Annotated in this window: 25 protein-coding genes; 2 read left to right on the top strand and 23 right to left on the bottom strand. The window is 64.6% G+C overall.

What is annotated here, in order from left to right:
• Positions 1–144: 144 nt before the first annotated feature.
• The 13 genes from C6A77_RS16025 to C6A77_RS15965 form a co-directional block, all read right to left on the bottom strand.
• The gene (locus tag C6A77_RS16025) at positions 145–780 is read right to left on the bottom strand and encodes a TetR/AcrR family transcriptional regulator (protein ID WP_003247170.1); all 636 of its coding nucleotides are present in this window, start codon (positions 778–780) and stop codon (positions 145–147) included.
• A 739-nt stretch (positions 781–1,519) separates the two neighbouring features.
• Entirely contained in the window at positions 1,520–2,302 is a 783-nt protein-coding gene (locus tag C6A77_RS16020; protein WP_114170347.1) for a TatD family hydrolase, read from the bottom strand.
• Positions 2,303–2,329: 27 nt separating this feature from the next.
• Positions 2,330–3,316 carry a DNA polymerase III subunit delta' gene (locus tag C6A77_RS16015; RefSeq protein WP_114170346.1) on the bottom strand — a complete coding sequence of 329 codons (987 nt, stop codon included), beginning with the start codon at positions 3,314–3,316 and terminating at the stop codon, positions 2,330–2,332.
• Positions 3,309–3,941, bottom strand: a complete 633-nt coding sequence (tmk, locus tag C6A77_RS16010; protein WP_114170345.1) for a dTMP kinase — start codon at positions 3,939–3,941, stop codon at positions 3,309–3,311. Before tmk ends, C6A77_RS16015 begins: the two co-directional genes overlap by 8 nt.
• Before the next feature lie 9 nt (positions 3,942–3,950).
• The gene (gene mltG / locus C6A77_RS16005) at positions 3,951–5,126 is read right to left on the bottom strand and encodes an endolytic transglycosylase MltG (protein ID WP_114170344.1); all 1,176 of its coding nucleotides are present in this window, start codon (positions 5,124–5,126) and stop codon (positions 3,951–3,953) included.
• 4 nt (positions 5,127–5,130) lie between these two features.
• Complete coding sequence (pabC, locus tag C6A77_RS16000) at positions 5,131–5,946, bottom strand: aminodeoxychorismate lyase (protein ID WP_114170343.1); 816 nt, start codon at positions 5,944–5,946, stop codon at positions 5,131–5,133.
• Positions 5,946–7,190: a beta-ketoacyl-ACP synthase II gene (gene fabF / locus C6A77_RS15995; RefSeq protein ID WP_114170342.1), complete on the bottom strand. Its 1,245-nt coding sequence runs from the start codon at positions 7,188–7,190 to the stop codon at positions 5,946–5,948. The genes pabC and fabF overlap by 1 nt, the downstream gene beginning before the upstream one ends.
• A 184-nt stretch (positions 7,191–7,374) precedes the next feature.
• Positions 7,375–7,611 carry an acyl carrier protein gene (acpP, locus tag C6A77_RS15990; RefSeq protein ID WP_016715141.1) on the bottom strand — a complete coding sequence of 79 codons (237 nt, stop codon included), beginning with the start codon at positions 7,609–7,611 and terminating at the stop codon, positions 7,375–7,377.
• 202 nt (positions 7,612–7,813) lie between these two features.
• Entirely contained in the window at positions 7,814–8,554 is a 741-nt protein-coding gene (gene fabG / locus C6A77_RS15985; RefSeq protein ID WP_009685066.1) for a 3-oxoacyl-ACP reductase FabG, read from the bottom strand.
• A gap of 15 nt (positions 8,555–8,569) precedes the next feature.
• Complete coding sequence (fabD, locus tag C6A77_RS15980; protein ID WP_114170341.1) at positions 8,570–9,508, bottom strand: ACP S-malonyltransferase; 939 nt, start codon at positions 9,506–9,508, stop codon at positions 8,570–8,572.
• A 250-nt stretch (positions 9,509–9,758) separates the two neighbouring features.
• A complete protein-coding gene (plsX, locus tag C6A77_RS15975; RefSeq protein WP_241507432.1) occupies positions 9,759–10,739 on the bottom strand; it encodes a phosphate acyltransferase PlsX in 981 nt (326 codons plus the stop codon).
• 33 nt (positions 10,740–10,772) lie between these two features.
• Positions 10,773–10,955: a 50S ribosomal protein L32 gene (rpmF, locus tag C6A77_RS15970; RefSeq protein ID WP_003247154.1), complete on the bottom strand. Its 183-nt coding sequence runs from the start codon at positions 10,953–10,955 to the stop codon at positions 10,773–10,775.
• A gap of 13 nt (positions 10,956–10,968) precedes the next feature.
• The gene (locus C6A77_RS15965; RefSeq protein WP_114170339.1) at positions 10,969–11,496 is read right to left on the bottom strand and encodes a YceD family protein; all 528 of its coding nucleotides are present in this window, start codon (positions 11,494–11,496) and stop codon (positions 10,969–10,971) included.
• A 97-nt stretch (positions 11,497–11,593) separates the two neighbouring features.
• Here C6A77_RS15965 and C6A77_RS15960 point away from each other — a divergent pair, with 97 nt between their 5' ends.
• Complete coding sequence (locus C6A77_RS15960) at positions 11,594–12,172, top strand: nucleoside triphosphate pyrophosphatase (RefSeq protein WP_114170338.1); 579 nt, start codon at positions 11,594–11,596, stop codon at positions 12,170–12,172.
• A 100-nt stretch (positions 12,173–12,272) separates the two neighbouring features.
• Here C6A77_RS15960 and sppA read toward each other — a convergent pair whose 3' ends face one another.
• From sppA to rluC, 3 genes are read right to left on the bottom strand one after another with little or no spacing between them, the layout of a single operon-like run.
• On the bottom strand, positions 12,273–13,262 hold the full coding sequence (gene sppA / locus C6A77_RS15955; RefSeq protein ID WP_114170337.1) for a signal peptide peptidase SppA: 990 nt from the start codon (positions 13,260–13,262) through the stop codon (positions 12,273–12,275).
• Positions 13,263–13,268: 6 nt separating this feature from the next.
• Positions 13,269–13,943: an HAD family hydrolase gene (locus C6A77_RS15950; RefSeq protein ID WP_114170336.1), complete on the bottom strand. Its 675-nt coding sequence runs from the start codon at positions 13,941–13,943 to the stop codon at positions 13,269–13,271.
• Between the two features lie 3 nt (positions 13,944–13,946).
• Complete coding sequence (gene rluC / locus C6A77_RS15945) at positions 13,947–14,903, bottom strand: 23S rRNA pseudouridine(955/2504/2580) synthase RluC (RefSeq protein WP_103449704.1); 957 nt, start codon at positions 14,901–14,903, stop codon at positions 13,947–13,949.
• A gap of 799 nt (positions 14,904–15,702) precedes the next feature.
• Here rluC and rne point away from each other — a divergent pair.
• Positions 15,703–18,954 carry a ribonuclease E gene (gene rne, locus C6A77_RS15935; RefSeq protein ID WP_114170335.1) on the top strand — a complete coding sequence of 1,084 codons (3,252 nt, stop codon included), beginning with the start codon at positions 15,703–15,705 and terminating at the stop codon, positions 18,952–18,954.
• Positions 18,955–19,139: 185 nt separating this feature from the next.
• Here rne and murB read toward each other — a convergent pair whose 3' ends face one another.
• From murB to C6A77_RS15900, 7 genes are read right to left on the bottom strand one after another with little or no spacing between them, the layout of a single operon-like run.
• Positions 19,140–20,159, bottom strand: coding sequence for a UDP-N-acetylmuramate dehydrogenase (gene murB, locus C6A77_RS15930; RefSeq protein ID WP_114170334.1), 1,020 nt, complete (start codon positions 20,157–20,159; stop codon positions 19,140–19,142).
• The gene (locus tag C6A77_RS15925; RefSeq protein ID WP_114170333.1) at positions 20,156–20,620 is read right to left on the bottom strand and encodes a low molecular weight protein-tyrosine-phosphatase; all 465 of its coding nucleotides are present in this window, start codon (positions 20,618–20,620) and stop codon (positions 20,156–20,158) included. The genes murB and C6A77_RS15925 overlap by 4 nt, the downstream gene beginning before the upstream one ends.
• The gene (gene kdsB, locus C6A77_RS15920; protein ID WP_114170332.1) at positions 20,620–21,384 is read right to left on the bottom strand and encodes a 3-deoxy-manno-octulosonate cytidylyltransferase; all 765 of its coding nucleotides are present in this window, start codon (positions 21,382–21,384) and stop codon (positions 20,620–20,622) included. Before kdsB ends, C6A77_RS15925 begins: the two co-directional genes overlap by 1 nt.
• The gene (locus C6A77_RS15915) at positions 21,381–21,566 is read right to left on the bottom strand and encodes a Trm112 family protein (RefSeq protein WP_003247142.1); all 186 of its coding nucleotides are present in this window, start codon (positions 21,564–21,566) and stop codon (positions 21,381–21,383) included. The genes kdsB and C6A77_RS15915 overlap by 4 nt, the downstream gene beginning before the upstream one ends.
• Before the next feature lie 45 nt (positions 21,567–21,611).
• Positions 21,612–22,613 (bottom strand): tetraacyldisaccharide 4'-kinase, encoded by a 1,002-nt coding sequence (lpxK, locus tag C6A77_RS15910; RefSeq protein ID WP_114170331.1) that lies wholly within the window; start codon positions 22,611–22,613, stop codon positions 21,612–21,614.
• Positions 22,613–23,047, bottom strand: a complete 435-nt coding sequence (locus C6A77_RS15905) for a biopolymer transporter ExbD (protein ID WP_046617071.1) — start codon at positions 23,045–23,047, stop codon at positions 22,613–22,615. Before C6A77_RS15905 ends, lpxK begins: the two co-directional genes overlap by 1 nt.
• On the bottom strand, positions 23,044–23,679 hold the full coding sequence (locus tag C6A77_RS15900; protein WP_114170330.1) for a MotA/TolQ/ExbB proton channel family protein: 636 nt from the start codon (positions 23,677–23,679) through the stop codon (positions 23,044–23,046). Before C6A77_RS15900 ends, C6A77_RS15905 begins: the two co-directional genes overlap by 4 nt.
• Positions 23,680–23,931: the final 252 nt, after the last annotated feature.

Raw genomic sequence — 23,931 nt, 5'->3', positions numbered from 1 at the left:
GACTCCGGCATGGATGATGGGGCTGTCAAAACCTGACTCATAAATCAGGTTTTTGCAAGCCCCCTGCCTGTTGCCGATGTCGGTGGCGGGTGCTTTTGCCTAGCCAAGCCAGGCGCCCATAGACATAGCGCCTGGCTTGCTGGCTCAGTTGGAGGGTTCCGGATCGCGCTTGCGCTTGTTGCCCATGCGCACGCCGATGTCCATCAGGAACTGGAAGAAACCTTCCTGGTCCTCCAGCACATTGCTCCAGAACGGCGAGTGATACAGCGCCACGGCACCGTGAACCAGTGCCCAGGCGGCGCAGTAATGGAAGTACGGCGGCACGTCTTCGAGCTTGCCTTCGCTGATACGGCCCTTGATCAGCTGGGTCAGGCGGTCGAAGTTGGAGGCGCGGATGCTGTGCAACTGCTCGACCATTTCCGGCACCTGGTTGCCTTTGACCACCTTTTCTTCCAGGCGGTCGAACAGCCGGTAGCGCTGCGGGTCGCGCATGCGGAACTCGAAGTAGGCGCGCGACAGGGCTTCCTTGTCGCGGTCGACGTCGGCCGAGTGCAACAGCTCGTTCAGGTCCCGCTCGTAGTCGAGCATCAGGCGCAGGTAGATTTCCGCCTTGGACTTGAAGTGCTTGTAGATCGTGCCTTTGCCGATGCCCACGGCGTCGGCGATCATCTCGACGGTGACGCTGTCCTCTCCCTGTTCGAGAAACAGCTTGAGCGCGGTGTCGAGGATTTCCTGTTCGCGACGGCGAAACTCACGGACCTTACGAGGTTCTTTCTGCATAGGAAGGACTGGGATGACAATCGAAGCGGTTTATTATGCCTAACTTGCGGGAAATTGCACGGATCATCCACGCAAGTCTGTGTTTCATGATGCTTACAGCCATGCACTGCGGAAGGAATGAAACGCCGACGTATTCCAAATCTGTTTAAAAAACGACCAATAGGTACTGGCACGGCGCCAAACCTGGCCAATACTTGAAGTGTTGGCGCGGCGCATCCCCCCCAAGTGGCGCGCCGATAAAGGTGCTCAGGGACCGCGTACCTTTGTTTTACTCCTAATGGTCTTAACCCGGATTCCCCCCCCAGAACCCGGGTTTTTTTTTGTTTATGTGACGGGCTGTTCTCCTGGGCTTTTGGGCTTTTGGGCTTTTGGATGTGGGCGGTTACATCGGGTAAGCATTCGTTCGCGATGGTGGCGGCAAGTCACCTTTCCGCCCTTACGGCGGGTCCCTTTTTGTCGTGGCAAAAAGGAACCAAAAACCGTCCGCTCCCATCATCCGGCCCCTACGCTTCGCTCCGGGGTTCCCTCGCTACGGGCCTGCTCCCGGGAGTACGCGCTGTAGGCCCCATCCATGGGGCCTCAGCGCTTGACGGGCATCCATGCCCGTCACCTCCCTCCGCAGCCCCTTCGCTCGGCCTCCTGAAGTCGCAATCGGCGGCGCCTGAACTACCGCGCGCTTAGAAGCAAAAGCGAGAGCGAGAGAGAGCGATTTTGGCTTTGCGATTGGGTTGAACTGCGCTCAGCTCACGCGCGCCAACGGGAACAAGCGCTTGAAGTTGGCGGTGGTCTGTTCGGCCAATTGCTCATAACTGGCCCCGCGCAATGAAGCCACATACTCTGCCACCTCACGCACGTACTGTGGCAAATTCGGCTTGCCACGGTACGGAATCGGCGCCAGGTACGGCGAATCGGTTTCTACCAGCAAGCGGTCGACCGGCACCTGCCGTGCCACTTCACGCAGCGCATCGGCATTGCGGAAGGTAACGATGCCGGACAGCGAAATGTAATAGCCCAGGTCCAGCGCCGCCTTGGCCATTTCCCAGTCTTCGGTGAAGCAGTGCAACACCCCCGCCTGCGGCAGGCTGGCTTCGCGCAGCAGCGCCAGGGTATCGGCACGCGCCGCGCGGGTGTGCACGATCACCGGCTTGCCCGTCTGCCGCGAGGCTTCCAGGTGCAGGCGGAACGAAGCCTGTTGCAGCTCGGCCGCCTCCGGCTCGTAGTGATAATCCAGCCCGGTTTCACCAATGGCCACCACATGCGGGTGAGCCAGCTCGCGCAGCAGCCATTCCAGCGCCGGCGTTTCGCCCGGCGCAAGGTCCAGCGGGTGCACGCCCACCGAGCAATCGACATCGGCGTACTGCTCGCTCAGCGCCTTCACCGCGCCGGCATTCTCGGCACTCACGCCGATACACAGGAAATGCCCGACCCCGCGCTCGCGCGCCGCCTGCAGGGCTGCATCGAGGGAGCCCTGGTAGGCACTGAGGTCAAGACGGTCGAGGTGGCAATGGGAATCTACGAGCATGGTTAACGGCACACAAAAAATGAAAAATCAGCGAGCACCCGGCAATTGCAGCCAGTGGGCCAGCAGCGATTCGAGCAGCAGGGCGCGATTGAGGTTGGCCTTGCCCAACACTTTCTGGCGTTGTTCGAGGATCCACGCCTGCACCTCCAGGACCTTGGCCTGGCGGCTCTTCTGCGCCAGGTACTGCACCACCTTGCGCATATCGGCCAAGCCTAGCCCCTCCTCGTCCTGGGTCAACTGGTAGCGCAGGATCAGGTGCGCCCAGTCGCAGAACCAGTCGAACAGCAGCAACAGCGGTACGCCGTTCCACGCGTCGGCCAACTGGCTGGGCGACTGCTGCTGCTTGAGCAGCTTCTTCACCCCGTCGGTGACCAGCGCGCGCTGCTCGCGCACGCCTTGCTGCTGCAAGCTGACCGCCAGCAAAGGCGAACCGGCCGCCAGAATCAGCAACTCGTCGCGCTCGGCCTCGTCACTGTCGGGCAGCGCGCCGGCCAGCCAGGCCTGGCTCTGGGCCAGGCTGGGCTGCGGGCAGGTTACCTGCTGGCAACGGCTCTTGATGGTCGGCAGCAGGCGGCTGGGCTGGTGGCTCACCAGCAACAGCACGGTATCGCCGGAGGGCTCTTCGAGGCTCTTGAGCAGGGCATTGGAGGCGTTGACGTTCATCGCCTCCACCGGCTCGATCAGCACCACCTTGCGCCCGCCCAGTTGCGCGGTCTGCACCACGAAGGCCACCAGCTCGCGCACCTGGTCGACCTTGATCGGCTTGTCGGCTTCTTCGGGTTCGAGGATGAAGTTGTCCGGATGGCTGCCGGCCTTGAGCAACAGGCAGGATTTACACCCGCCGCAAGCCTCCAGCCCCAAGGGCTGCTGGCACAGCAAGCGCGCCATCAGGCGCTCGGCCAGGGCGCGCTTGCCGATACCCTGCGGCCCGTGCAGCAGGTAGGCGTGGGCGTGCTGGCTGCGGCCGGCGAGCTGTTGCCAGAGGGCCTCCTGCCAAGGGTAGGCCTCAGCCACGGCAGCGCTCCACGATGCCCGGCAGCAGCGCATCGATGGCGCGCTGCACGGCCTCCAGCGGCTGGCCGGCGTCGAGCAGGCGGTAGCGCTGGGGCGCGCGCGCGGCGCGCTGCAGGTAGGCCTGGCGCACGGCTTCGAAGAACGCCTGGCCTTCCTGCTCGAACCGGTCGAGACGACCGCGGGCCGCGGCACGGGCCAGGCCCACCTCCACCGGCAGGTCGAAGACCAGGGTCAGGTCGGGGCGCAGGTCGCCCTGGACGAATTGCTCCAGGGTGGCGATACGCTCGACCGGCAACCCGCGACCGCCGCCTTGGTAGGCGTAGGTGGCATCGGTAAAGCGGTCACACAAGACAACGGCCCCGCGCGCCAGCGCCGGGCGAATCACCTGCGCCAGGTGCTGGGCACGCGCCGCGAACACCAGCAGCAGCTCGGTGTCGGCCGCCATGCTTTCATCGCTGGGCGCCAACAGCAGCTCACGGACCTTTTCGGCCAGCGGCGTGCCGCCGGGCTCACGGCTCAGCACCACATCCAGGCCCTGCTCGCGCAGGCGCGCGGCCAGGTAGTCGCGGTTGGTGCTCTTGCCCGCGCCTTCGGGGCCTTCCATCGTAATAAACAAGCCGCTCACAGGCAGTCCTTAATGTTGTTCGTCAGGCGTCGGCCGTTCAGCCGCTTGCGCACCGCCGGCAGGGGCGTCCGGCTCGGGCGCTGGCTGTTCGGCCGGCTCGGTCGGCTCAGGCGCTTGCGGCGCTGCGGCCTCGTCGCTCTCCGGCTGCGGTTGCGGCGCAGGGCTGGAGCGATAGTCCGCACGGCGCTTGAGCTGAAACTCACGCACCGCCGAGTTGTGGTCGTCGAGGTCGTCGGAAAACACATGGCTGCCGTCGCCCCGGGCGACGAAGTACAGGCTGGTGCCCTCGGACGGGTTGAGCGCCGCGTGAATCGCCTCGCGGCCGACCATGGCGATGGGGGTCGGCGGCAGGCCAGTGATGGTATAGGTGTTGTACGGCGTCGGCTCGCGCAGGTCGGCACGGGTGATCCTGCCGTTATAGCGCTCACCCATGCCATAGATGACCGTCGGGTCGGTCTGCAGCATCATGCCCAGGCGCAGGCGCCGTACGAAAACGCCGGCGATCTGCCCGCGCTCCTGGGGTATGCCGGTTTCCTTTTCCACCAGCGAGGCCATGATCAGCGCCTGGTACGGGTCACGGTAGGGCAAGTCGGTGCTGCGCTCGGCCCACTCCTTGGCCAGCACTTCGTCCAGGCGCATGTAAGCCTGTTGCAGCAGCTCGACATCGGTCATGCCGCGCACGAAGCGGTAGGTGTCCGGGAAGAAGCGCCCCTCGGGGAACACACCGGTATGGCCGAGTTTATCCATCACTTGCGAGTCGGACAGGCCGTCCAGGGTGTGCTTGATCTTTTCATGCCTGGCCACGGCCGAGCGCACCTGGCGGAACGTCCAGCCTTCGACCAGGGTCAGGTTGTACTGCACCACATCGCCGCGGCGCCAGGCATCGAACAACTGTTCCACGGTCATGCCGGGGGTCAGGCGATACTCGCCGGTGTGCAGCGGGGTGCCGGCCATGTTGAAGCGCCAGTACAGGCGCAACCAGACGGCATCGTCGAGCAGCCCTTCGCTCTGCATGCGATAGAACATGCGATTGGGGTTGGTCCCATTGGGCACGTCGAGCAGGCGTTCCTCTGTCACGTGCAGGGGCTGCTGCAGGACCGAGTTGACCTTCCAGGCCGACCAGCCCACGGCAAGGCCGGCAAGGATCAAACCCATTTCCAGCAGCAGCAGGAGTTTTCGTCTCACGAATTCAGGTTTCCAGTAACGTACGGGCAACGGCCTGCAGTTTACGGGTGAGCGGGCCCGGCGACCAGTTTAGCGCGGCAATGCCACGCACAGGCCAGACACCGTAGACGCTGTTGCAGACAAATACTTCATCGGCCTGCTCCAGCACCTGGTACGGCAGGTCACAGACCTGCACCGGGATGCGCTGCAGCGCTGCCTGCTCCAGCAACGCAGCGCGCATCACGCCAGCGACGCCACAGCGGCTGAGATCAGCCGTGAGCAGCACGCCATCGCGCACCAGGAACAGATTGCTGTAAACCCCTTCGATCACCCTGCCCTGGCCGTCACGCATCAGGCCCTCGGCATGTTCGCTGTCCTGCCATTCGGCACGGGCCAGCACCTGCTCGAGGCGGTTGAGGTGTTTGAGGCCGGCCAGCAAAGGTTGTTCCCCGAGCCGGGTCTGGCAGGGGAACAGGCGCACGCCCTGCTCGGCATGCCCGTCAGGATAGCCGGGCAACGGGCTGCCCTGCAGGATACGCCGCGGTACAGTACCGGCCAGTGGGGCATAGCCGCGCTGGCTGTCGCCACGGGTGATGATGAGTTTGGCGACGCCATCACCCAGCTGGCTGGCGTAGCGCAGCAGTTCGTCGCGCACCAGCGCCAGGTCGGCGCTGATCGCCAGGCGTTGGCAGCCAAGCGCCAGGCGTGCGAGGTGGGCGTCCAGCAGGCGCGGCCGGCCACCGCGCACGGCGATGGTCTCGAACAGGCCATCGCCGTAGGCCAGGCCGCGGTTCTGCAGGTTGACTGCAGCCGCCGGCTGGCCGTCGAGCCAGCTTTGCATCAACCGGCGAACCGGCGGAACACCAGCGAACCGTTGGTGCCACCAAAGCCGAACGAGTTGGACAGCACCACATCGATCGGCATGCTGCGTGCCTGGTGCGGCACGAAGTCAAGGTCGCAACCTTCGTCCGGCTCGTCCAGGTTGATGGTGGGCGGGGCCATCTGGCTGTTGATCGCCAGCACGCTGAAGATCGCTTCCACGGCGCCTGCAGCGCCCAGCAGGTGGCCGGTCATCGACTTGGTCGAGCTGACCGCCAGCTTGTAGGCATGCTCGCCGAACACGCGCTTGATCGCTGCGACTTCGGCAATGTCGCCGGCCGGGGTCGAGGTGCCGTGGGCATTGATGTAGCTGACCTCTTCCGGCTGGATGCCGGCGTCGCGCAGGGCATTGGCCATGCAGCGGGCAGCGCCTTCGCCGCTGTCGGGTGGCGAAGTCATATGGTAGGCATCGCCGCTCATGCCGAAGCCGACCAGCTCGGCATAGATGGTCGCACCCCGTGCCTTGGCGTGTTCCAGCTCTTCGAGTACCAGGGCACCGGCGCCGTCGGACAACACGAAGCCGTCACGGCCCTTGTCCCACGGACGGCTGGCCCGGCTTGGCTCGTCGTTGCGGGTGGACAGCGCGCGCGAGGCACCGAAACCGCCCATGCCCAGGCCGCACGCAGCCATTTCGGCGCCACCGGCGATCATCACATCGGCTTCACCGTAGGCGATGTTGCGCGCGGCCATGCCGATGCAGTGGGTGCCGGTGGTGCAGGCCGTGGCGATGGCGAAGTTCGGCCCTTGCAGCCCCAGGTGGATCGACAGGAAACCGGAGATCATGTTGATGATCGAGCCCGGCACGAAGAACGGCGAAATACGCCGCGGCCCCGAATCGTGCAGGGTGCGGCTGGTTTCTTCGATGTTGGTCAGGCCGCCGATGCCCGAGCCCATGGCCACGCCGATCCGCTCGCGGTTGGCGTCGGTGACTTCCAGCCCGGCATTACGCACCGCCTGGAAACCGGCCGCCAGGCCGTACTGAATGAACAGGTCGAGCTTGCGGGCCTCTTTGGCCGACAGGTACTGCTCGACCTCGAAGCCTTTCACCGAGCCGCCAAAACGGGTGGAGTAGGCAGACAGGTCCGTGTGTTCGATCGGACCAATGCCACTGCGGCCAGCCAGAATGCCCTGCCAGGTGCTCGGTACATCGGTACCCAGAGGCGACAGCATACCCATACCGGTGACCACGACGCGTCTACGCGACACAGTACTCTCCTTTTCTAATCACAGAGTTTCTTGCCATTGCATTCAAGCAATGGAATGAAATGGCAACAAGCTCTTGGTGCGCGGTGAACGAAGCGGCCTGAAATGCGGGCGCTCGCAAAGAAAAAACCGCACGCCGGCGAAGGCAGTGCGGTTTTCCCCGACAAGTAGCGTCGACTAGAGCGTCTTAGGCCTGGTGGGCTTTGACGTAGTCTACGGCAGCTTGAACGGTAGTGATCTTCTCGGCTTCTTCGTCAGGGATTTCGGTCTCGAATTCCTCTTCCAGAGCCATCACCAGCTCAACGGTGTCAAGCGAATCGGCACCCAGGTCATCGACGAAGGACTTCTCGAGAGTCACTTCTTCTTCCTTGACGCCCAGTTGCTCGGCGACGATTTTCTTGACGCGTTCTTCGATGTTGCTCATACCTAGGTTTACTCCTAATGGATATATGTCAGGCAGCTGGCCGGTGGCTAATTTTATAGAAAGACGTTCGCTTTTCAAGCTGAACGTACCTTCAGGCTAGTCACCGCACCCGCTGCCTGGAATCTGGTTGCAGCTTTATAACGGATTTTAGGCTCGCAGTATGACTCTTTTTTTACGAAATCCGTCACATTGAGTTGCAGCGTTACATGTACATCCCGCCGTTGACCGGCACGGTAGCGCCGGTTACGTAGGCTGCGCCGTCGGATGCCAGGAACGAAACCACCTTGGCGATTTCGTCAGCCTGGCCCAGGCGGCCCAGCGGGATCTGGGTCTGCAGGGCTTCGCGCTGCGCTTCCGGCAGCTCGCGGGTCATGTCGGTGTCGATGAAGCCCGGGGTCACCGAGTTGACGGTGATGCCACGCGAACCCACCTCACGCGCCAGGGCGCGGCTGAAGCCTTCCAGGCCGGCCTTGGCGGCCGCATAGTTGGCCTGGCCGGCGTTGCCCATGGCACCGACGACCGAGCCGATGCTGATGATACGACCCCAACGCGCCTTGGTCATGCCACGCAGCACACCCTTGGACAGACGGTAGAGGCTGTTCAGGTTGGTGTCGATGACGTCGAACCACTCGTCGTCCTTCATGCGCAGCATGAGGTTGTCGCGGGTGATACCGGCGTTGTTGACGAGGATCGCCGGGGCACCGAATTGCTCGCCGATGGCGGCCAGCACAGCGTCAACCGACTCGGCACTGGTCACGTTCAGCTCCATGCCGGTACCGGTAATGCCGTGCTCTTTCAGGGTGGCGGCGATACGCTCGGCGCCGGAAGCCGAAGTGGCGGTGCCGATCACGGTCGCGCCCTGGCGGCCCAGCTCGAGGGCGATGGCCTGGCCGATACCACGGCTGGCGCCGGTGACCAGTGCAACTTTACCTTGCAGGCTCATGCAAGCTTCTCCAAATCAGGCCAGCGCCGCGCGGGTGGCGGCGACGGCGTCAGGGGTGTTGAGGTTGTAGGTGGTCACACCGTCGGCGCAACGCTTGTTCAGGCCGGCCAGGACCTTGCCCGGGCCGCACTCGACCAGGTTGACGGCACCGTTCGCGGCCAGGGTCTGCACGCATTCGACCCAGCGCACCGGCTGGTACAGCTGCGCCAGCAGGTCGTGCTTGAGGGCGTCGAGGTCGGCGGCAACGGCAGCGGTGACGTTTTGTACCACGGGGATTTGCGGGGCCTGCCAGTCGATGGCGTTGACCGCCTCGGCAAAGCGCTCGGCAGCCGGCTTCATCAGGGCGCAGTGCGACGGCACGCTGACCGCCAGCGGCAGGGCGCGCTTGGCGCCCTTGGCCTTGCACAGCTCGATGGCGCGGTCTACCGCCGCCTTGTTACCGGCGATCACCACCTGGCCAGGCGAGTTGAAGTTGACGGCGCTGACCACCTGGTCTTCGGCCGCTTCAGCGCAGATCTCGACGACTACGGCGTCGTCCAGGCCGAGAATGGCAGCCATCGCACCATGGCCTGCCGGTACGGCTTCCTGCATCAGCTGACCGCGGCGCTCGACCAGGCGAACGGCGTCCTTCAGGCTGAGGCTGCCTGCAGCAACCAGGGCGCTGTACTCGCCCAGGCTGTGACCAGAAACGAAGGCTGGCTTGGCGCCGCCCTCTTCCAGCCACAGGCGCCACAGCGCGATAGACGCGGTGAGGATGGCCGGCTGGGTCTTGTCGGTCTGGTTGAGTTGCTCTTCCGGCCCTTCCTGAACCAGCTTCCACAGGTCATAGCCGAGTGCTGCGGAGGCTTCCTTGAAGGTCTCGATGATCACTGGCTTCTCGGCGCCGAGCTCGGCGAGCATGCCCAGCGACTGGGAACCTTGACCGGGAAAGACGAATGCGAGAGATGCAGACATTGAACAAGCCCTTATGATCTTGTCGTCGGATAGGGTGCGCCAGGCCTGGGCCGGGCGCGGAATCTGAAAGCTTGGATGGAGACAGAGCCCAAGCGGTCACATTTAAGCACTTCAGCGGCGATATGCCTAAGGTCTGTGTTTACCTGTACCGGCCCTTTCGCGGGCTTGCCCGCTCCCACAGATACCCCACAATCTTCAGCCCTGTGGCAATCCTGTGGGAGCGGGTTTACCCGCGAAGAGGCCGACACAGCTACAGGAGCAGATCCTCCAGGCGCCCATGCAAGCGCTGCGGCAGGTTCTCCTGAATCTCGATCAATGCCCGCTGGATGGCACTCTGGAAGCCCTGCACGCCAGCCGAGCCATGGCTCTTGATGACGATCCCCTGCAACCCCAGGAAGCTCGCGCCATTGTGCCGCGCCGGGGCCAGGTCGGCCTGCAGGCGCTTGAGCAGCGGCATGGCCACAGCCCCGGCTGCCCGCGACAATACGCCACCCTTGAACAACTGCTCGATGCGCGCACCGATCATGGTCGCCAGCCCTTCGCTGGATTTGAGCAGGATGTTGCCGACAAAGCCGTCGCACACCACCACATCGGCTTCGCCACGGTACAACCCGTCACCCTCGACGAAGCCTGTGTAGTTGAGCCCACGGGCGCTCTGCAACAGGCTGGCCGCCAGCTTGACCTGCTGATTGCCCTTGATGTCCTCGGTGCCGATGTTCAGCAGCGCCACGCGCGGCCGTTGCACGCCCAGGGCCTGAGCCGCTACCGAGCCCATCACGGCGAACTGGTAGAGGTTTTCGGCGCTGCAGTCGACATTGGCGCCAAGGTCGAGCAACTGGCAGTAACCGGCCTGGGTCGGAATCGCCGCCACCATGGCCGGCCGATCGATACCTGGCAGTGTCTTGAGCACGAAACGCGACAGCGCCATCAGCGCGCCGGTATTGCCGGCACTGACGCAGGCCTGGGCCTTGCCGTCGCGTACCAGTTCGAGGGCGATGCGCATCGACGAGTCCGGCTTGCCGCGCAGCGCCTGGGATGGCCGCTCGTCCATGCCGACCACCTCGCTGGCGGCCACGATTTGCAGGCGCGCGCGATCCGCAGCCGCAAGGCCACTGACAAGATCTTCAAGGAGGGAGGGTTGACCGACGAGGGTCAGGTGCAGCGAGGGAGTAGCCGAAAGGCAGGCAATGCTAGCCTGGACAATGCTGCGGGGACCGAAGTCCCCGCCCATTGCGTCGATCGCGATGATCTGAGCGGACAAGGATTACTCGTCAGCGCCCTTGTCGACCACTTTGCGACCACGGTATACGCCTTCTGGCGAAACGTGGTGACGCAGGTGTACTTCACCGGTGGTTTTCTCTACCGACAGCGCGTTTTCCGACAGGGCGTCGTGCGAACGGCGCATGTCACGGGCAGAGCGGGATTTTTTGTTCTGCTGAACAGCCATAATTGATTAACTCCTAAACGTTTGGGTCACGCTTTAACTGCGCCAAAACACTGAACGGGTTGGACCGCGATACCTCGTCCTTGCTCGATTCGGGCTCGTCTGCGCCCGCCGGCTGCTGGCATTCTTCCGGATGGTGAGCAGGCACGATTGGCAAGGCGAGCAGAAGCTCCTCCTCGACCAGTGCCTGCAGATCCAATGGATCTTCGCCCAGTTCCAGCACGTCATAGCCTTTCGGCAACGACTGGGTATTCGCACCCTCTTTCACCACAGCGTACGTACATTCGCTGTGGATCGGCAGGGTGACCAGCTCAAGACAACGCTGGCAAACCATCTTGACTTCGACATCCAGCTCGCTGTGGATAACCACCACGTGCTGTTCATCTCGTTCAAAATCGAACTTCGCCTGCACCGTACCGACATTGTCGGAAAGCGGGTCGCAGAGTCTTTCCAAATCAGCGAGTTGCAGCGAACCGTTAATGGTTACGCCACGATCGGCTAATTTGCGCGGGTCAACGTGAGGTGGAATCGGGTCATTCAACATAGGCGCAGCATTCTAGGGATGCCCCCCGCCCCTGTCAAAGGAAATTCGGCGGCATCGTGCGTGATAGAATTTGGTTCAACCGAACCAGGAGTCTACCATGCTTCCCCTGTTACTGGCTTCCAGCTCTGCCTATCGCCGCGAACTGCTTGCGCGCCTGCGCCTGCCCTTCACCTGGGCAAGCCCCGACATAGACGAGCAGCGCCTGGATGACGAGCCTGCACTGGCGCTGGTGCGCCGGCTGGCCAGGCAAAAGGCCGAGGCCCTGGCAGGCAGCCATCCCGGGCACCTGATCATCGGCTCGGACCAGGTTGCAGTGCTGGGCGAGCAGGTGCTGGGCAAGCCACATACCTTCGAGCGGGCCTGCGAGCAGTTGCTGGAGTGCAGCGGGCAACAGGTGAGCTTTCTGACCGGCCTGGCGCTGCTGAACAGCGCCACCGGGCAGTGCCAGGTGGATTGCGTGCCGTTTACCGTGACACTGCGCGAACTGAGCCGCGAGCAGGTGGAGCGCTATGTGGCGGCAGAACAGCCGCTGGATTGCGCTGGCAGCTTCAAGGCGGAGGGGCTGGGGGTGAGCCTGTTCCAGAGCACGCACGGCTGCGATGCGACCAGCCTGATCGGGCTGCCGTTGATTCGACTGGTGGACATGTTGACCAAGGAAGGGGTGGTGATTCCCTGAGGTTTTGGGGCCGCGCTGCGGCCCTTCGCGGGCACGCCCGCTCCCACAGGGATAGCGCATAGCCCGCAGGTGGGCGCAAAGCGCCCCCCGGCAATCCCGGTCACCGCAATTGCGGACCCTGGAACCCCATCCACATCGCCAAGCGCTCGGCCACGCTGGCGCCCACGCGCTTGGAGAAGCGATCGAGCGCCGACTCCTGCACGGTGAAGTCCACCAGGTCCTTCTCGCCAACCACCTCACGCGCGACGTAACTGGCGCTGCCAAGCCCATCGACCAGGCCCAGCGCCTTGGCCTGCTCACCCGACCAGACCAGGCCACTGAACAGCTCCGGATGCTCCTTGTCTTTCAGGCGCTCGCCGCGCCCCTGCTTGACCATGGCGATGAACTGCTGGTGCGTGGTGTTCAGCACGCCCTGCCAGAACTCGGTCTCTTCCGGCTTCTGCGGCGAGAACGGGTCGAGGAAGGCCTTGTGCTCGCCTGCCGTATAGGTGCGCCGCTCCACACCCAGCTTCTCCATGGTGCCGACAAAGCCGTAGCCGGCTGCCGTCACACCAATCGAGCCCACCAGGCTGGCCTTGTCGGCGTAGATCTCGTCCGCGGCACTGGCGATGTAGTAGGCGCCGGAAGCGCCAAGGTCGGCAATTACCGCATACAGCTTGATCGCCGGATACTCGGCACGCAGGCGGCGGATTTCGTCATACACGTAACCCGACTGCACCGGGCTGCCACCAGGGCTGTTGATGCGCATGACCACAGCCTTGGTCTTGCTGTCCTTGAACGCCTCGCGCAGGCTCTTGACGATATTGTCGGCGCTGGCCGGCTCCTGGTCGGCAATCACCCCGCGCACCTCGACCAGCGCGGTATGGCTGGTACTGCGCGAGGCGGCCTTGTCCATATCCATCAACGGGGTGAACAACGCCAGAATGCCGAACAGGTAGACGAACGTCAGCGCCTTGAAGAAAATCCCCCAGCGCCGCGCCCGGCGCTGCTCCTGGACGCTCGCCAGCAGGGTCTTTTCCAGCAGCTTCCAGCTCTTGCGCTCTTCGCGCTCCTCGGGTTCGGCCTCGGGGGCTTTCCATTCGTCTGCCATGCTTACCTACCTTGGAAAAGGAAATGCGGAACCACCCAGCCACTCTCGCAACTGGGAAAAATGATCGATGCACACCTGCGGGCCGAATTCAGCCAGCGCCGACAGCGACATGGCACCATAACCCACGGCCACCGAATGCATGCCGGCATTGCTGGCCATCTGCAGGTCGAACGCCGAATCTCCGACCATCAGCGCACGCGCGGGTTCGACGCGGCAATGGCCGAGGATTTCCTCGAGCATCAGCGGGTGCGGCTTGCCGCGGGTCTCATCGGCGGCGCGGGTGATGTCGAAGAACTGCTCCAGGCCATTGGCCTTGAGCACCCGGTCCAGGCCGCGACGCGCCTTGCCAGTGGCCACCGCCAGGCGGTAACCCTCGGCGCGGAAGGCATCCAGCGACTCCACCACACCCTCGAACAATGGCGAAGGCTGTTGATCCAGCGCCATATAGATATCGGCATAGTGCTGACGGAAACCGTCGACCTGCGCGGGCGTCAGGTGCGGGTACAAGGTGTGGATCGCCTCACCCAGGGCCAGGCCGATGATGCCTTTCACTGCATCCTCGCTGCTTTGCGCCTCGCCGGCACGCGCGGCGGCGGCGTTCATCGCCTCGACGATACGCCCGATGGAATCGGCCAGGGTGCCATCCCAGTCGAAGATCAGTAGCTCATAGCCTTTTTTCATGGGTCAGGACGCACTCAGCCGCTCAACGGTTTTCGCCCACACCTCATCCACCGGCGCCTCGAGCTTGAGCTCGCCACCGTCCGGCAGCGGCACGGTCAGCGCATAGGCATGCAGGAACAGGCGCTTGCCGCCCAGCTCGCGGATTTCGCGGCTGAAGTCTTCGTCGCCGTACTTGCTGTCACCGGCGATCATGTGCCCGGCATGCAGGGTGTGCACGCGGATCTGGTGGGTACGGCCGGTGATCGGGCGCGCCTCGACAATGGTGGCGAACTCGCCGAAGCGGCGCAGCACGCGAAACAGGGTCAACGCCTCCTTGCCCTCGTCGTTGACTTCGACCATGCGCTCGCCAGAGCGCAGGTTGCTCTTGAGCAGCGGCGCATTGACCTGCTTCTTCGAGGTCGGCCAATGGCCGCGCACCAGCGCCATGTAGCGCTTGTCGACGCCATCGCCACGCAGCGCGGCATGCAGGTGGCGCAGCATGCTGCGTTTCTTGGCAATCATCAGCAGGCCCGAGGTGTCGCGGTCCAGACGGTGCACCAGCTCCAGCTCCTTGGCGTCCGGGCGCAGCTGGCGCAGCGCCTCGATCACGCCGAAGCTCAGGCCGCTGCCACCATGCACGGCGATGCCGGCCGGCTTGTTCATCACGATCAGCGCCTTGTCTTCGTAGACAATGGCGGCCTCCAGGCGCTGCAGCAAGCCCTGCGCCACCGGCGCCGGCTCGTCACGTTCCGGCAGACGGACGGGCGGTACCCGCACGATGTCGCCGGCCTGGATCTTGTACTCCGGCTTGACGCGCCCTTTGTTGACCCGTACTTCACCCTTGCGCAGGATGCGGTAGACCAAGGTCTTGGGCACGCCCTTGAGGGCCGTGATGAGGAAATTGTCGATGCGTTGGCCGGCAAGCTCCGGCGCGACTTCGATCAGCTGAACGCCGGAAGTCGGAGGGGTATTGGTCGTCATGGCGGGATCATAACAATTTTTTATGGAATTGAAGCACTTAATCATTGCTGCTATAGTCGCGAACGCCGCCAAAAGCGGCAGGCCAGTGAAACCAGGCCCTTGGCCGGTTCCTGACCTACGCAATTCTCCAGGACGCGAGGCCGTCCTACGGGGTGTTCGCCAGTTTACCGAATTGCCTGGAATCGCCACCAGCGCTGTGTAGAGAAGACCGAAAAAAAACGACAAGTGCGGTGTTTCACCTGCTTACCCGATTCTTTTCGCTGCACCTCTGCCCGCCACGTCGCTTCCACGCAACGCCCGGCGAATGCTTCGGAAATACCTGCCTTGGACATGAATGGCGCCAGCGCAGAACCTGCGCTGGCGAAAAATGCAACCCGTTGCGGATTCAGCGCGCGGCAGCACCCGAATTATCAGGGATACGTGCAGGGTGGAGATGCACAGCCCTCGGACCGTGTAGCACCGCGTCCGGCCCACCAGCCCATTGAACGGCTGGCGAGCGGATAAGGTCCTGAACAGATGCCCCCGGGCGTCCACGGCTGACGGTTGATTCCTCCTCCTGACTGAGTGCACAAGGCCCGCTTGGTTGATTCGGATTCCAATTCGAAGCCACCGGGGCCTTGTTGGCACCGCAGCAAACAGGACGCGTCGTCGCGACAACGGCAGGCTGGGCAACCGGCTGGTGCCGAACGTCGCTCGACACGGGGGTGGCCCGGCCACCCTTTGCGCACCTTGGCACCGACCATGAGAAGTCGTGTGTGCCGAACGCCGTTTCCGGCAGCCCGGAAACCGACGGTACAACATGAAAAGAATGCTGATTAACGCGACTCAACCCGAAGAGTTGCGTGTAGCCCTGGTGGACGGCCAACGTCTCTACGACCTGGACATCGAGTCCGGCGCGCGCGAGCAGAAAAAGGCCAACATCTACAAAGGCAAGATCACCCGCATCGAACCCAGCCTCGAAGCCGCCTTCGTCGACTTCGGTTCCGAACGTCACGGCTTCCTGCCGCTGAAAGAAATCTCCCGCGAATACTTCAAGAAGGCCCCTGAAGGCCGGGTCAACATCAAGGAAGTGCTCAGCGAAGGCCAGGAAGTCATCGTCCAGGTCGAGAAGGAAGAGCGCGGCAACAAAGGCGCCGCCCTCACCACCTTCATCAGCCTGGCTGGCCGCTACCTGGTGCTGATGCCCAACAACCCGCGTGCCGGCGGCATCTCCCGCCGCATCGAAGGCGAAGAACGCAACGAACTGCGTGAAGCGCTGAACGGCCTGACCGTGCCGGGCGACATGGGCCTGATCGTGCGCACTGCCGGCCTTGGCCGCAGCAGCGAAGAAATGCAGTGGGACCTCGACTACCTGCTGCAACTGTGGACCGCCATCAAGGAAGCGTCCCAGGACCGCGCCGCGCCTTTCCTGATCTACCAGGAAAGCAACGTCATCATCCGCGCCATCCGCGACTACCTGCGCCAGGACATCGGCGAAGTGCTGATCGACAGCATCGATGCCCAGGAAGAAGCCCTGACCTTCATCCGCCAGGTGATGCCGCAGTACGCCAGCAAGGTCAAGCTGTACGAAGACAGCGTGCCGCTGTTCAACCGCTTCCAGATCGAAAGCCAGATCGAGACCGCCTTCCAGCGCGTGGTCGATCTGCCGTCCGGCGGCTCGATCGTGATCGACCCGACCGAAGCCCTGGTGTCGATCGACATCAACTCGGCGCGCGCCACCAAAGGCAGCGACATCGAAGAGACCGCCCTGCAGACCAACCTGGAAGCGGCCGAAGAAATCGCCCGCCAGCTGCGCCTGCGTGACATCGGCGGCCTGATCGTCATCGACTTCATCGACATGACCCCGGCGAAGAACCAGCGCGCTGTGGAAGAGCGCGTGCGTGAATGCCTGGAAGCCGACCGCGCCCGCGTTCAGGTCGGCCGCATCTCGCGCTTCGGCCTGCTGGAAATGTCCCGTCAGCGCCTGCGCCCGTCGCTGGGCGAAAGCAGCGGTATCGTCTGCCCACGCTGCTCCGGCACCGGCATCATCCGTGACGTCGAGTCGCTGTCGCTGGCCATCCTGCGCCTGATCGAAGAAGAAGCCCTGAAGGACCGTACCGCCGAAGTCCGCGCCCAGGTGCCGATCCCGGTGGCCGCGTTCCTGCTCAACGAGAAGCGCAACTCGATCACCAAGATCGAACTGCGCACCCGTGCGCGCATCATCATCCTGCCGAACGATCACCTGGAAACCCCGCACTTCGAAGTCCAGCGCCTGCGCGACGACAACCCGGAAGTGCTGAACAACCAGTCCAGCTACGAAATCGCCGCCAGCGAGGCCGAAGAAGCGCCGCAGCCGACCGCCACCCGCACCCTGGTTCGCCAGGAAGCCGCGGTCAAGACCGCCCCGGCCCGCGCCAACGCGCCAGTACCGGCCGCCGCCGAAGAGCCGCAGCCTGTTGCCCCGGTCGCCCCTGCCCCGGCCGCGCCGGAGCCAAGCCTGTTCAAGGGCCTGGTGAAGTCGCTGGTCAGCCTGTTCGCCGGCAAGGACGAACCTGCTGCCGCACCGGTGGTCACCGCTACCGAAAAACCGGCCACCGAGCGCGGCCCGCGCAACGAAGAACGCCGTAACGGCCGCCAGCAGAGCCGCAACCGCAACGGCCGCCGCGATGAAGAGCGCAAGCCGCGCGAAGAGCGCCAGCCACGCGAGGAACGCGCACCGCGCGAAGAGCGTGCGCCACGTGAAGAACGCGCACCACGCGAAGAGCGTGCGCCACGTGAAGAACGCGCACCACGCGAAGAGCGTGCACCGCGTGAAGAACGTGCCCCACGCCAGCCACGCGAAGACCGTCGCGGCAACCGTGGCGAAGAGCGCGTGCGCGAACTGCGTGAGCCGCTGGACGCCACCCCGCCTGTCGAACGCGAAGAGCGCCAGCCGCGTGAAGAGCGTGTAGCCCGCGAGGAACGTGCACCGCGTGAAGAGCGTGCCCCACGCGAAGAACGCGCACCGCGTGAAGAACGTGCTCCGCGCGAAGAACGCGCACCGCGTGAAGAACGTGCTCCGCGTGAAGAGCGTGCTCCGCGTGAAGAACGCGCACCGCGTGAGGAGCGTGCTCCTCGCGAAGAACGTGCACCGCGTCCGCCACGCGAGGAACGTCAGCCACGCGCAGCCGAAGAAGCCGCCGAACAGGCTGCCGAACTGGCCGAAGAGCAACTGCCGAACGATGAACTGCAGCAGGACGAACAGGAAGGCACCGATGGCGAGCGTCCGCGCCGCCGCTCCCGCGGCCAGCGTCGTCGCAGCAACCGTCGTGAACGTCAGCGCAACGCCAATGGCGAGCTGATCGACGGCAGCGAAGAAGAAGGCGGCGAAGAGCAGCCACAACAGCACCAGGCCACCGAGCTGGGTGCTGAATTGGCCGCCGGCCTGGCGGTGACTGCCGCTGTCGCTAGCAGCAACATCAGCAGCGACGCCGAGGCCCAGGCCAACGAGCAGGCCGAACGCGCTACCGCTGAAGTCGCAGCTGTCACAGAAGCCGCTGAAGCCGCAAAAACCGACAACAGCGAAATCGCCCAATCGGTCGAGCAGGCTGAACAGGTCGAGCCGGTCGAAGCTGTCGCCCAGGCTGACGAAGTGGCCGTGGCCCCAGTGGTCGAGCAGCCGTTCAGCGAGCCTGTGGCCGTGGTCGAGGCAACTGCCGAGCCGGTGGTCGAAGTTGCGCCGCAGCCGGTCGCCGAAGAAGTGGCGGTGGTCGAGCCGGCCGCAGCTGTCGAAGCACCGGTAGAAGCGCCTGCTGTCGAAGCCGGTGAAATCGAACAGGCCCCGGCCGTGGTCGAAGCTGCCCCGGTTGCCGAGCAGCCTGCACCTGCCGAGCCTGCGCCGGTCGAAGCCCCAGCTGTGGCAGAGCCTGCCACCGTGATGCTGGCCAACGGCCGGGCACCGAACGACCCACGTGAAGTTCGCCGCCGCAAGCGTGAGGCCGAGGCTGCCGCCAAAGCCGCACAGGACGCTGTTGCAGCTTCCGAGGAGCCAGCCCTGGAAGCCGCCGATGAGCACAAGCCTCATCACGGTTGATAGCCAAGGCTGAATGAAAAAGCCCCGCCAGTGCGAACTGGCGGGGCTTTTTCTTGGTTGGGCGTTTTGTCTGTACAGCCTCTTCGCGGGTAAACCCGCTCCCACAGGACGCCCACTACCCTCAGGCCCTGTGAGGCCCCTGTGGGAGCGGCTTCAGCCGCGAAAGGGCCAGCCCAGGCAATGAATCAGTAGAGGTTAGGCTCCATCTCCAGCTCTACCCCGAAGCGCTCGAGGATATCCGCCTGGATGCGCCGCGCCAGCGCATACATTTGCGCCCCGCTCGCCTGGCCATGGTTGACCAGCACCAGCGACTGCAAACGATGCACCCCGGCATCCCCCTCGCGGTAACCCTTCCAGCCCGCCTGCTCGATCAACCAGCCCGCCGCCAGCTTAGCCTGGCCATCCGCCTGCGGATAAGCCACCACCCCCGGGTGCTGCGCCCGAATACGCTCGACCTGGGCGGCCGCCACTACCGGGTTCTTGAAGAAGCTGCCGGCGTTGCCAAGCTCGGCCGGGTCCGGCAACTTCTCGCGGCGAATGCTGCTGATCGCCTCACTGATCGCCTGCGCGGTCGGCTCGCTCACGCCCTGTTCTGTCAGGCGCTGACGCACCGGGCCGTAGTCCAGGTGCGCCTTCAGGGTGCGGCTCAAGGCAAAGCGCACGCGCAGGATCAACCAGCGCCCGGGGTTGCGCTTGAACAGGCTGTCGCGATAACCAAAGGCACATTCCGCCAGGCCGAAGTCACGCAGCTCGCCGGTTTCGCGATCGAGGGCAGTCAGGCCGGCGAACACATCCTTGATCTCGACCCCGTAGGCGCCGACGTTCTGCATGGGTGCGGCGCCGACGGTACCGGGGATCAGGCTGAGGTTCTCCAGCCCGCAACACCCTTGTGCCAGGGTCCATTGCACGAAGGGGTGCCACGGCTCGCCAGCCTCGGCCTCGACCACGACACGTTCGCCATCGTCACTGAGCACGCGCCGGCCACGGCTGGCCATGTGCAGCACCAGCGCGTCGATATCGCCGGTCAGCAGCAGGTTGCTGCCACCGCCGATCACCAGCACCGGCAGGCCTTGTTGCTGCGCCTGGGCCAGCGCCTGACGCACCTGTTGGTCATCCTGCGCCTGGCTGAAATAGCGCGCCTTCACATCGATACCGAAGGTGTTGTAAGGCTTGAGCGATACCTGCTCTTGCCACTGCCCGGTCATAGCCGCCCCTTGATTTCCAGGACCAGCGCCTGGCACGCCGCTTCGACCAGGTCGAGCACCTGCTCGAAGCCGTCGGCGCCGCCATAATACGGGTCTGGCACTTCATCCAGGGCTGCGCCGTAGCGGCGCAGGAACAGGTCGAGTTCGCCGACTGCGGTGTGCGGGCGCAGCGCATGCAGATCACGCAGGTTGCTCTCGTCCATGGCCAGGACCAGATCGTACTCGGCAAAATGCGCCGCCTTGACCTGCTGGGCACGCTGCTGCGACAGGTCGTAACCGCGCGCCAGCGCTGCCTTGCAGGTGCGGCTGTCAGGCGCCTTGCCGACGTGCCAGTCACCGGTGCCGGCGGACGCCACATGCACCCTGTCGGCCAGCCCGGCGGCCTGCAGTTGCTGGCGCAGTACGCCTTCGGCGGTGGGTGAGCGGCAAATGTTGCCCAGGCACACGAACAGGATGCGCATCAGGCCTCCAGCAAGCGCCGTACGCGCTCCAGGTCTTCAGGGGTGTCCACGCCCACGGCTGGCGCCTCGATGGCATCCTCGACATGGATGCGCACGCCGTGCCACAAGGCACGCAGCTGCTCCAGCGCTTCGGTCTGCTCGAGCCAGCACGGGCCCCAGCTGACGAAGTCCTGAAGGAAACCGACGCGGTAGGCGTACATGCCGATGTGGCGGCGATAAGGCACGCCTTCGGGCAACACGCTGCGGTCCTTGGCGAAAGCATCGCGGGCCCACGGCAGCGGCGCACGGCTGAAGGTCAGGGCCAGGCCGTTCTTGTCGCTGACCACCTTGACGGCATTGGGGTTGAACACGGTTTCCGGTGCGTGGATCGGCTCGGCCAGGGTGGCGATACCGGCTTCCGGATGCGCGGCCAGGTTGGCCGCCACCTGGTCGATGATCACCGGCGGGATCAGCGGCTCGTCGCCCTGCACGTTGACCACGATGGCATCGGCCGGCAGGCCGAGGTACGCGGCCACTTCGGCCAGGCGGTCGGTGCCGGACTCATGGTCGGCACGGGTCAGCAGCACTTCACCGCCGAAGGCCTGGCAGGCCTCGACAATGCTGGCGTCGTCGGTGGCGATGACCACACGGCTGGCGCCGCTCTTGCGCGCCTGTTCCCATACATGCTGCACCATCGGTTTGCCGGCGATCGGCAACAACGGCTTGCCCGGCAGGCGCGTGGAGCGCAGCCGGGCGGGGATGACCACGGTGAAGTTCAGGCTCATTTGTCCAGACGCTCGTCGTCGGTCAGGGTGCGCGCCTCGCTTTCCAGCATCACCGGGATGCCGTCGCGGATCGGGTAGGCAAGGCCCGCGCCCTTGCTGATCAGCTCGGTCTTATCGGCGCTGAGCTTGAGCGGGCCCTTGGTGATCGGGCAGGCCAGGATATCGAGCAGTTTGGTGTCCATTGAAGGCTTCCTTGGGGCCAGGTGGCCGGAAAAATGAAAACGGGCTCAGGGCTTGCGCAGCAAGCGCTGCAACTGGTCGTCGAACCAGGCGCCGAAAGCCGGCGCAGGCTGTGCATCGACGGCCAGGTACCACCAGTCGTCAGCGGCGAAGGCCCGGCATTTCACCGCGTCCTTCTCGGTCATGACCAGCGGCAGCGGCGGGCTGAACGCCAGGCTTTCGGCGCTGAACTGGGCATGGTCGGCAAACGGATGCGGCAGCGGCTGCCAGTTTAGCCCCAGCAGGGTATTGAAGAAACGTTGCGGGTTGCCGATACCGGCCACCGCATGCAGGCGCTGGCCAGCGGGGAAATGGTCGAGGGCACGGCGCTCACCGCTGCGCAAGTTGACCAGGGCGGACGGTTGCAAGTGGAAGGCGAAACCATCGCCACCGGCTTCGCGGGTACCGTTGAACAGCACGGCGTCCGCCTCTTGCAGGCGCTCGGCCGGCTCGCGTAACGGCCCCGCCGGCAGGCAGCGGCCGTTGCCCAGGCCGCGCGCGGCATCGATCAGCACCAGCTCCAGGTCACGGGCCAGGCGGTAGTGCTGCATGCCGTCGTCACACAGGATCAGGTCGAGCGGCTCGCTGGCCAGCAGTGCCTGCACGGCGCGGGAACGGTCGGGGTCGATCATCAGCGGCACGCCGCTGCGCTGCACGATCAGCAACGGCTCGTCACCGGCCTGTTCGGCTGGCTGGTCGGCCTGCACGCGCCAGGGCAATTGCGGCGGCTTGGCACCGTAACCACGGCTGACCACGCCCACCTTCAAGCCCTGCTGGCGGCAGTGCTCGATCAGCCAGAGGATCATCGGCGTCTTGCCGGTGCCGCCCACGGTGATGTTACCCACCACGATGACCGGTACCGGCGCCCGGTAGCTGGCGCTTTCGCCACTGAGAAAGCGCGCGCGCTTGCGCGTGACCACGCGACGGTACAGCGCCTCCAGCGGGCGCAGCAGCGCCAGGGCCGGGTGCCCGGCGTACCAGGCGGCGAGCAGGCGGTCGGCGAAGGCCATCAAGGCGTGCCCTGGGCCGCCTCGACGGTGGTCATGCGCAACTGGCTGAAACCGAGCTTGCCGGCGGCATCCATCGCGGTGACCACAGCCTGGTGCGGGGTCTTGCCATCGGCGCTGATGGCCAGCGGCAGCTTGTTGTCGCCACCCGATTCGCGCTCGATCGCCTCGCTCAGGGTGGCCAGGTCACTCTTGGGCAGCAGGTGGTTGTTCACCGAGTACACGCCTTCGGCGCTGATGGTGATTTCCACCAGCTTGCCCTGGTCCGGTGGCGCCTGTTCGGCGCTGGCGGCCTCGGGCAGCTCGACGCGCAGCTGGGTTTCGCGGGTGAAGGTGGTGGTGACCACGAAGAACAGCAGCAGGACGAACACCACATCGATCAGCGACGCCAGGTTGATATCGACGTTCTCCCGCTGGCGATTGCGCCGGAACTTCACGCCTTGCCTCCGGCCACTTCCACTTCGCGGTCGCCCTGGAGCACTTCCACCAGCTTGATCGCCTCCTGCTCCATGCCGACCACCAGTTCATCGATGCGGCGCAGCAGGAAACGGTGGAAGAATACCGCCGGGATGCCGACCATCAGGCCGGCCGCCGTGGTGACCAGAGCCTTGGAAATGCCGCCGGCCAGCACGGCCGCGTTGGCGGTCATCTGCGAGCCCATGAAGGCACTGAAGATGTCGATCATGCCCAGCACGGTGCCCAGCAGGCCGAGCAACGGCGCCATGGCGGCGATGGTGCCGAGGGTGCTGATGTAGCGTTCCAGTTCGTGGATGACGCGCGAGGCGGCCTCCTCGATGCATTCCTTCATGATTTCGCGGCCATGGCGCGAATTGGCCAGGCCCGCGGCAAGAATTTCACCCAGTGGCGAATCGGCGCGCAAAGCTTTGAGCTTGTCACTGGTCAGTTGCTTGTCCTTGATCCACATCCACACCTGGCCCAGCAGGTGCGGCGGGGTGACGCGGCTGGCGCGCAGGGTCCACAGGCGCTCGACGACGATAGCCATGGCAACGACGGAGCTCAGAATGATCGGCAGCATCATCCAACCACCGGACTTGACCAATTCCCACACAGTAAACGCCCCTTCGGAAAAAGGCCGCCACTCTACCATAGGAGCGCCGGGGGCTCATCTGCCGGAGGTCAGGGAATTGATGGAGGGCAGCGGGGCATGCCTTGGACTGGCGTCAGGGCGGACAGGTGCTCGCCTTGGGTTCGGCACCAGGGCGAACAGGTGCTCGCCACGACAGTTGCAGCGCCTGTGAGATCGAGCGCCGCCCGCGCGGCGCATCGCCGGCAAGCCGGCTCCCACATCTGTTTCGGGCCA

Origin of the sequence: Pseudomonas sp. AFG_SD02_1510_Pfu_092 (assembly GCF_003331055.1) — a bacterium.
Taxonomy (GTDB): Bacteria; Pseudomonadota; Gammaproteobacteria; order Pseudomonadales; family Pseudomonadaceae; genus Aquipseudomonas.
The sequence above is the reverse complement of the archived record's forward strand: the minus strand, read 5'-3'. Positions and strand labels throughout refer to the sequence as shown.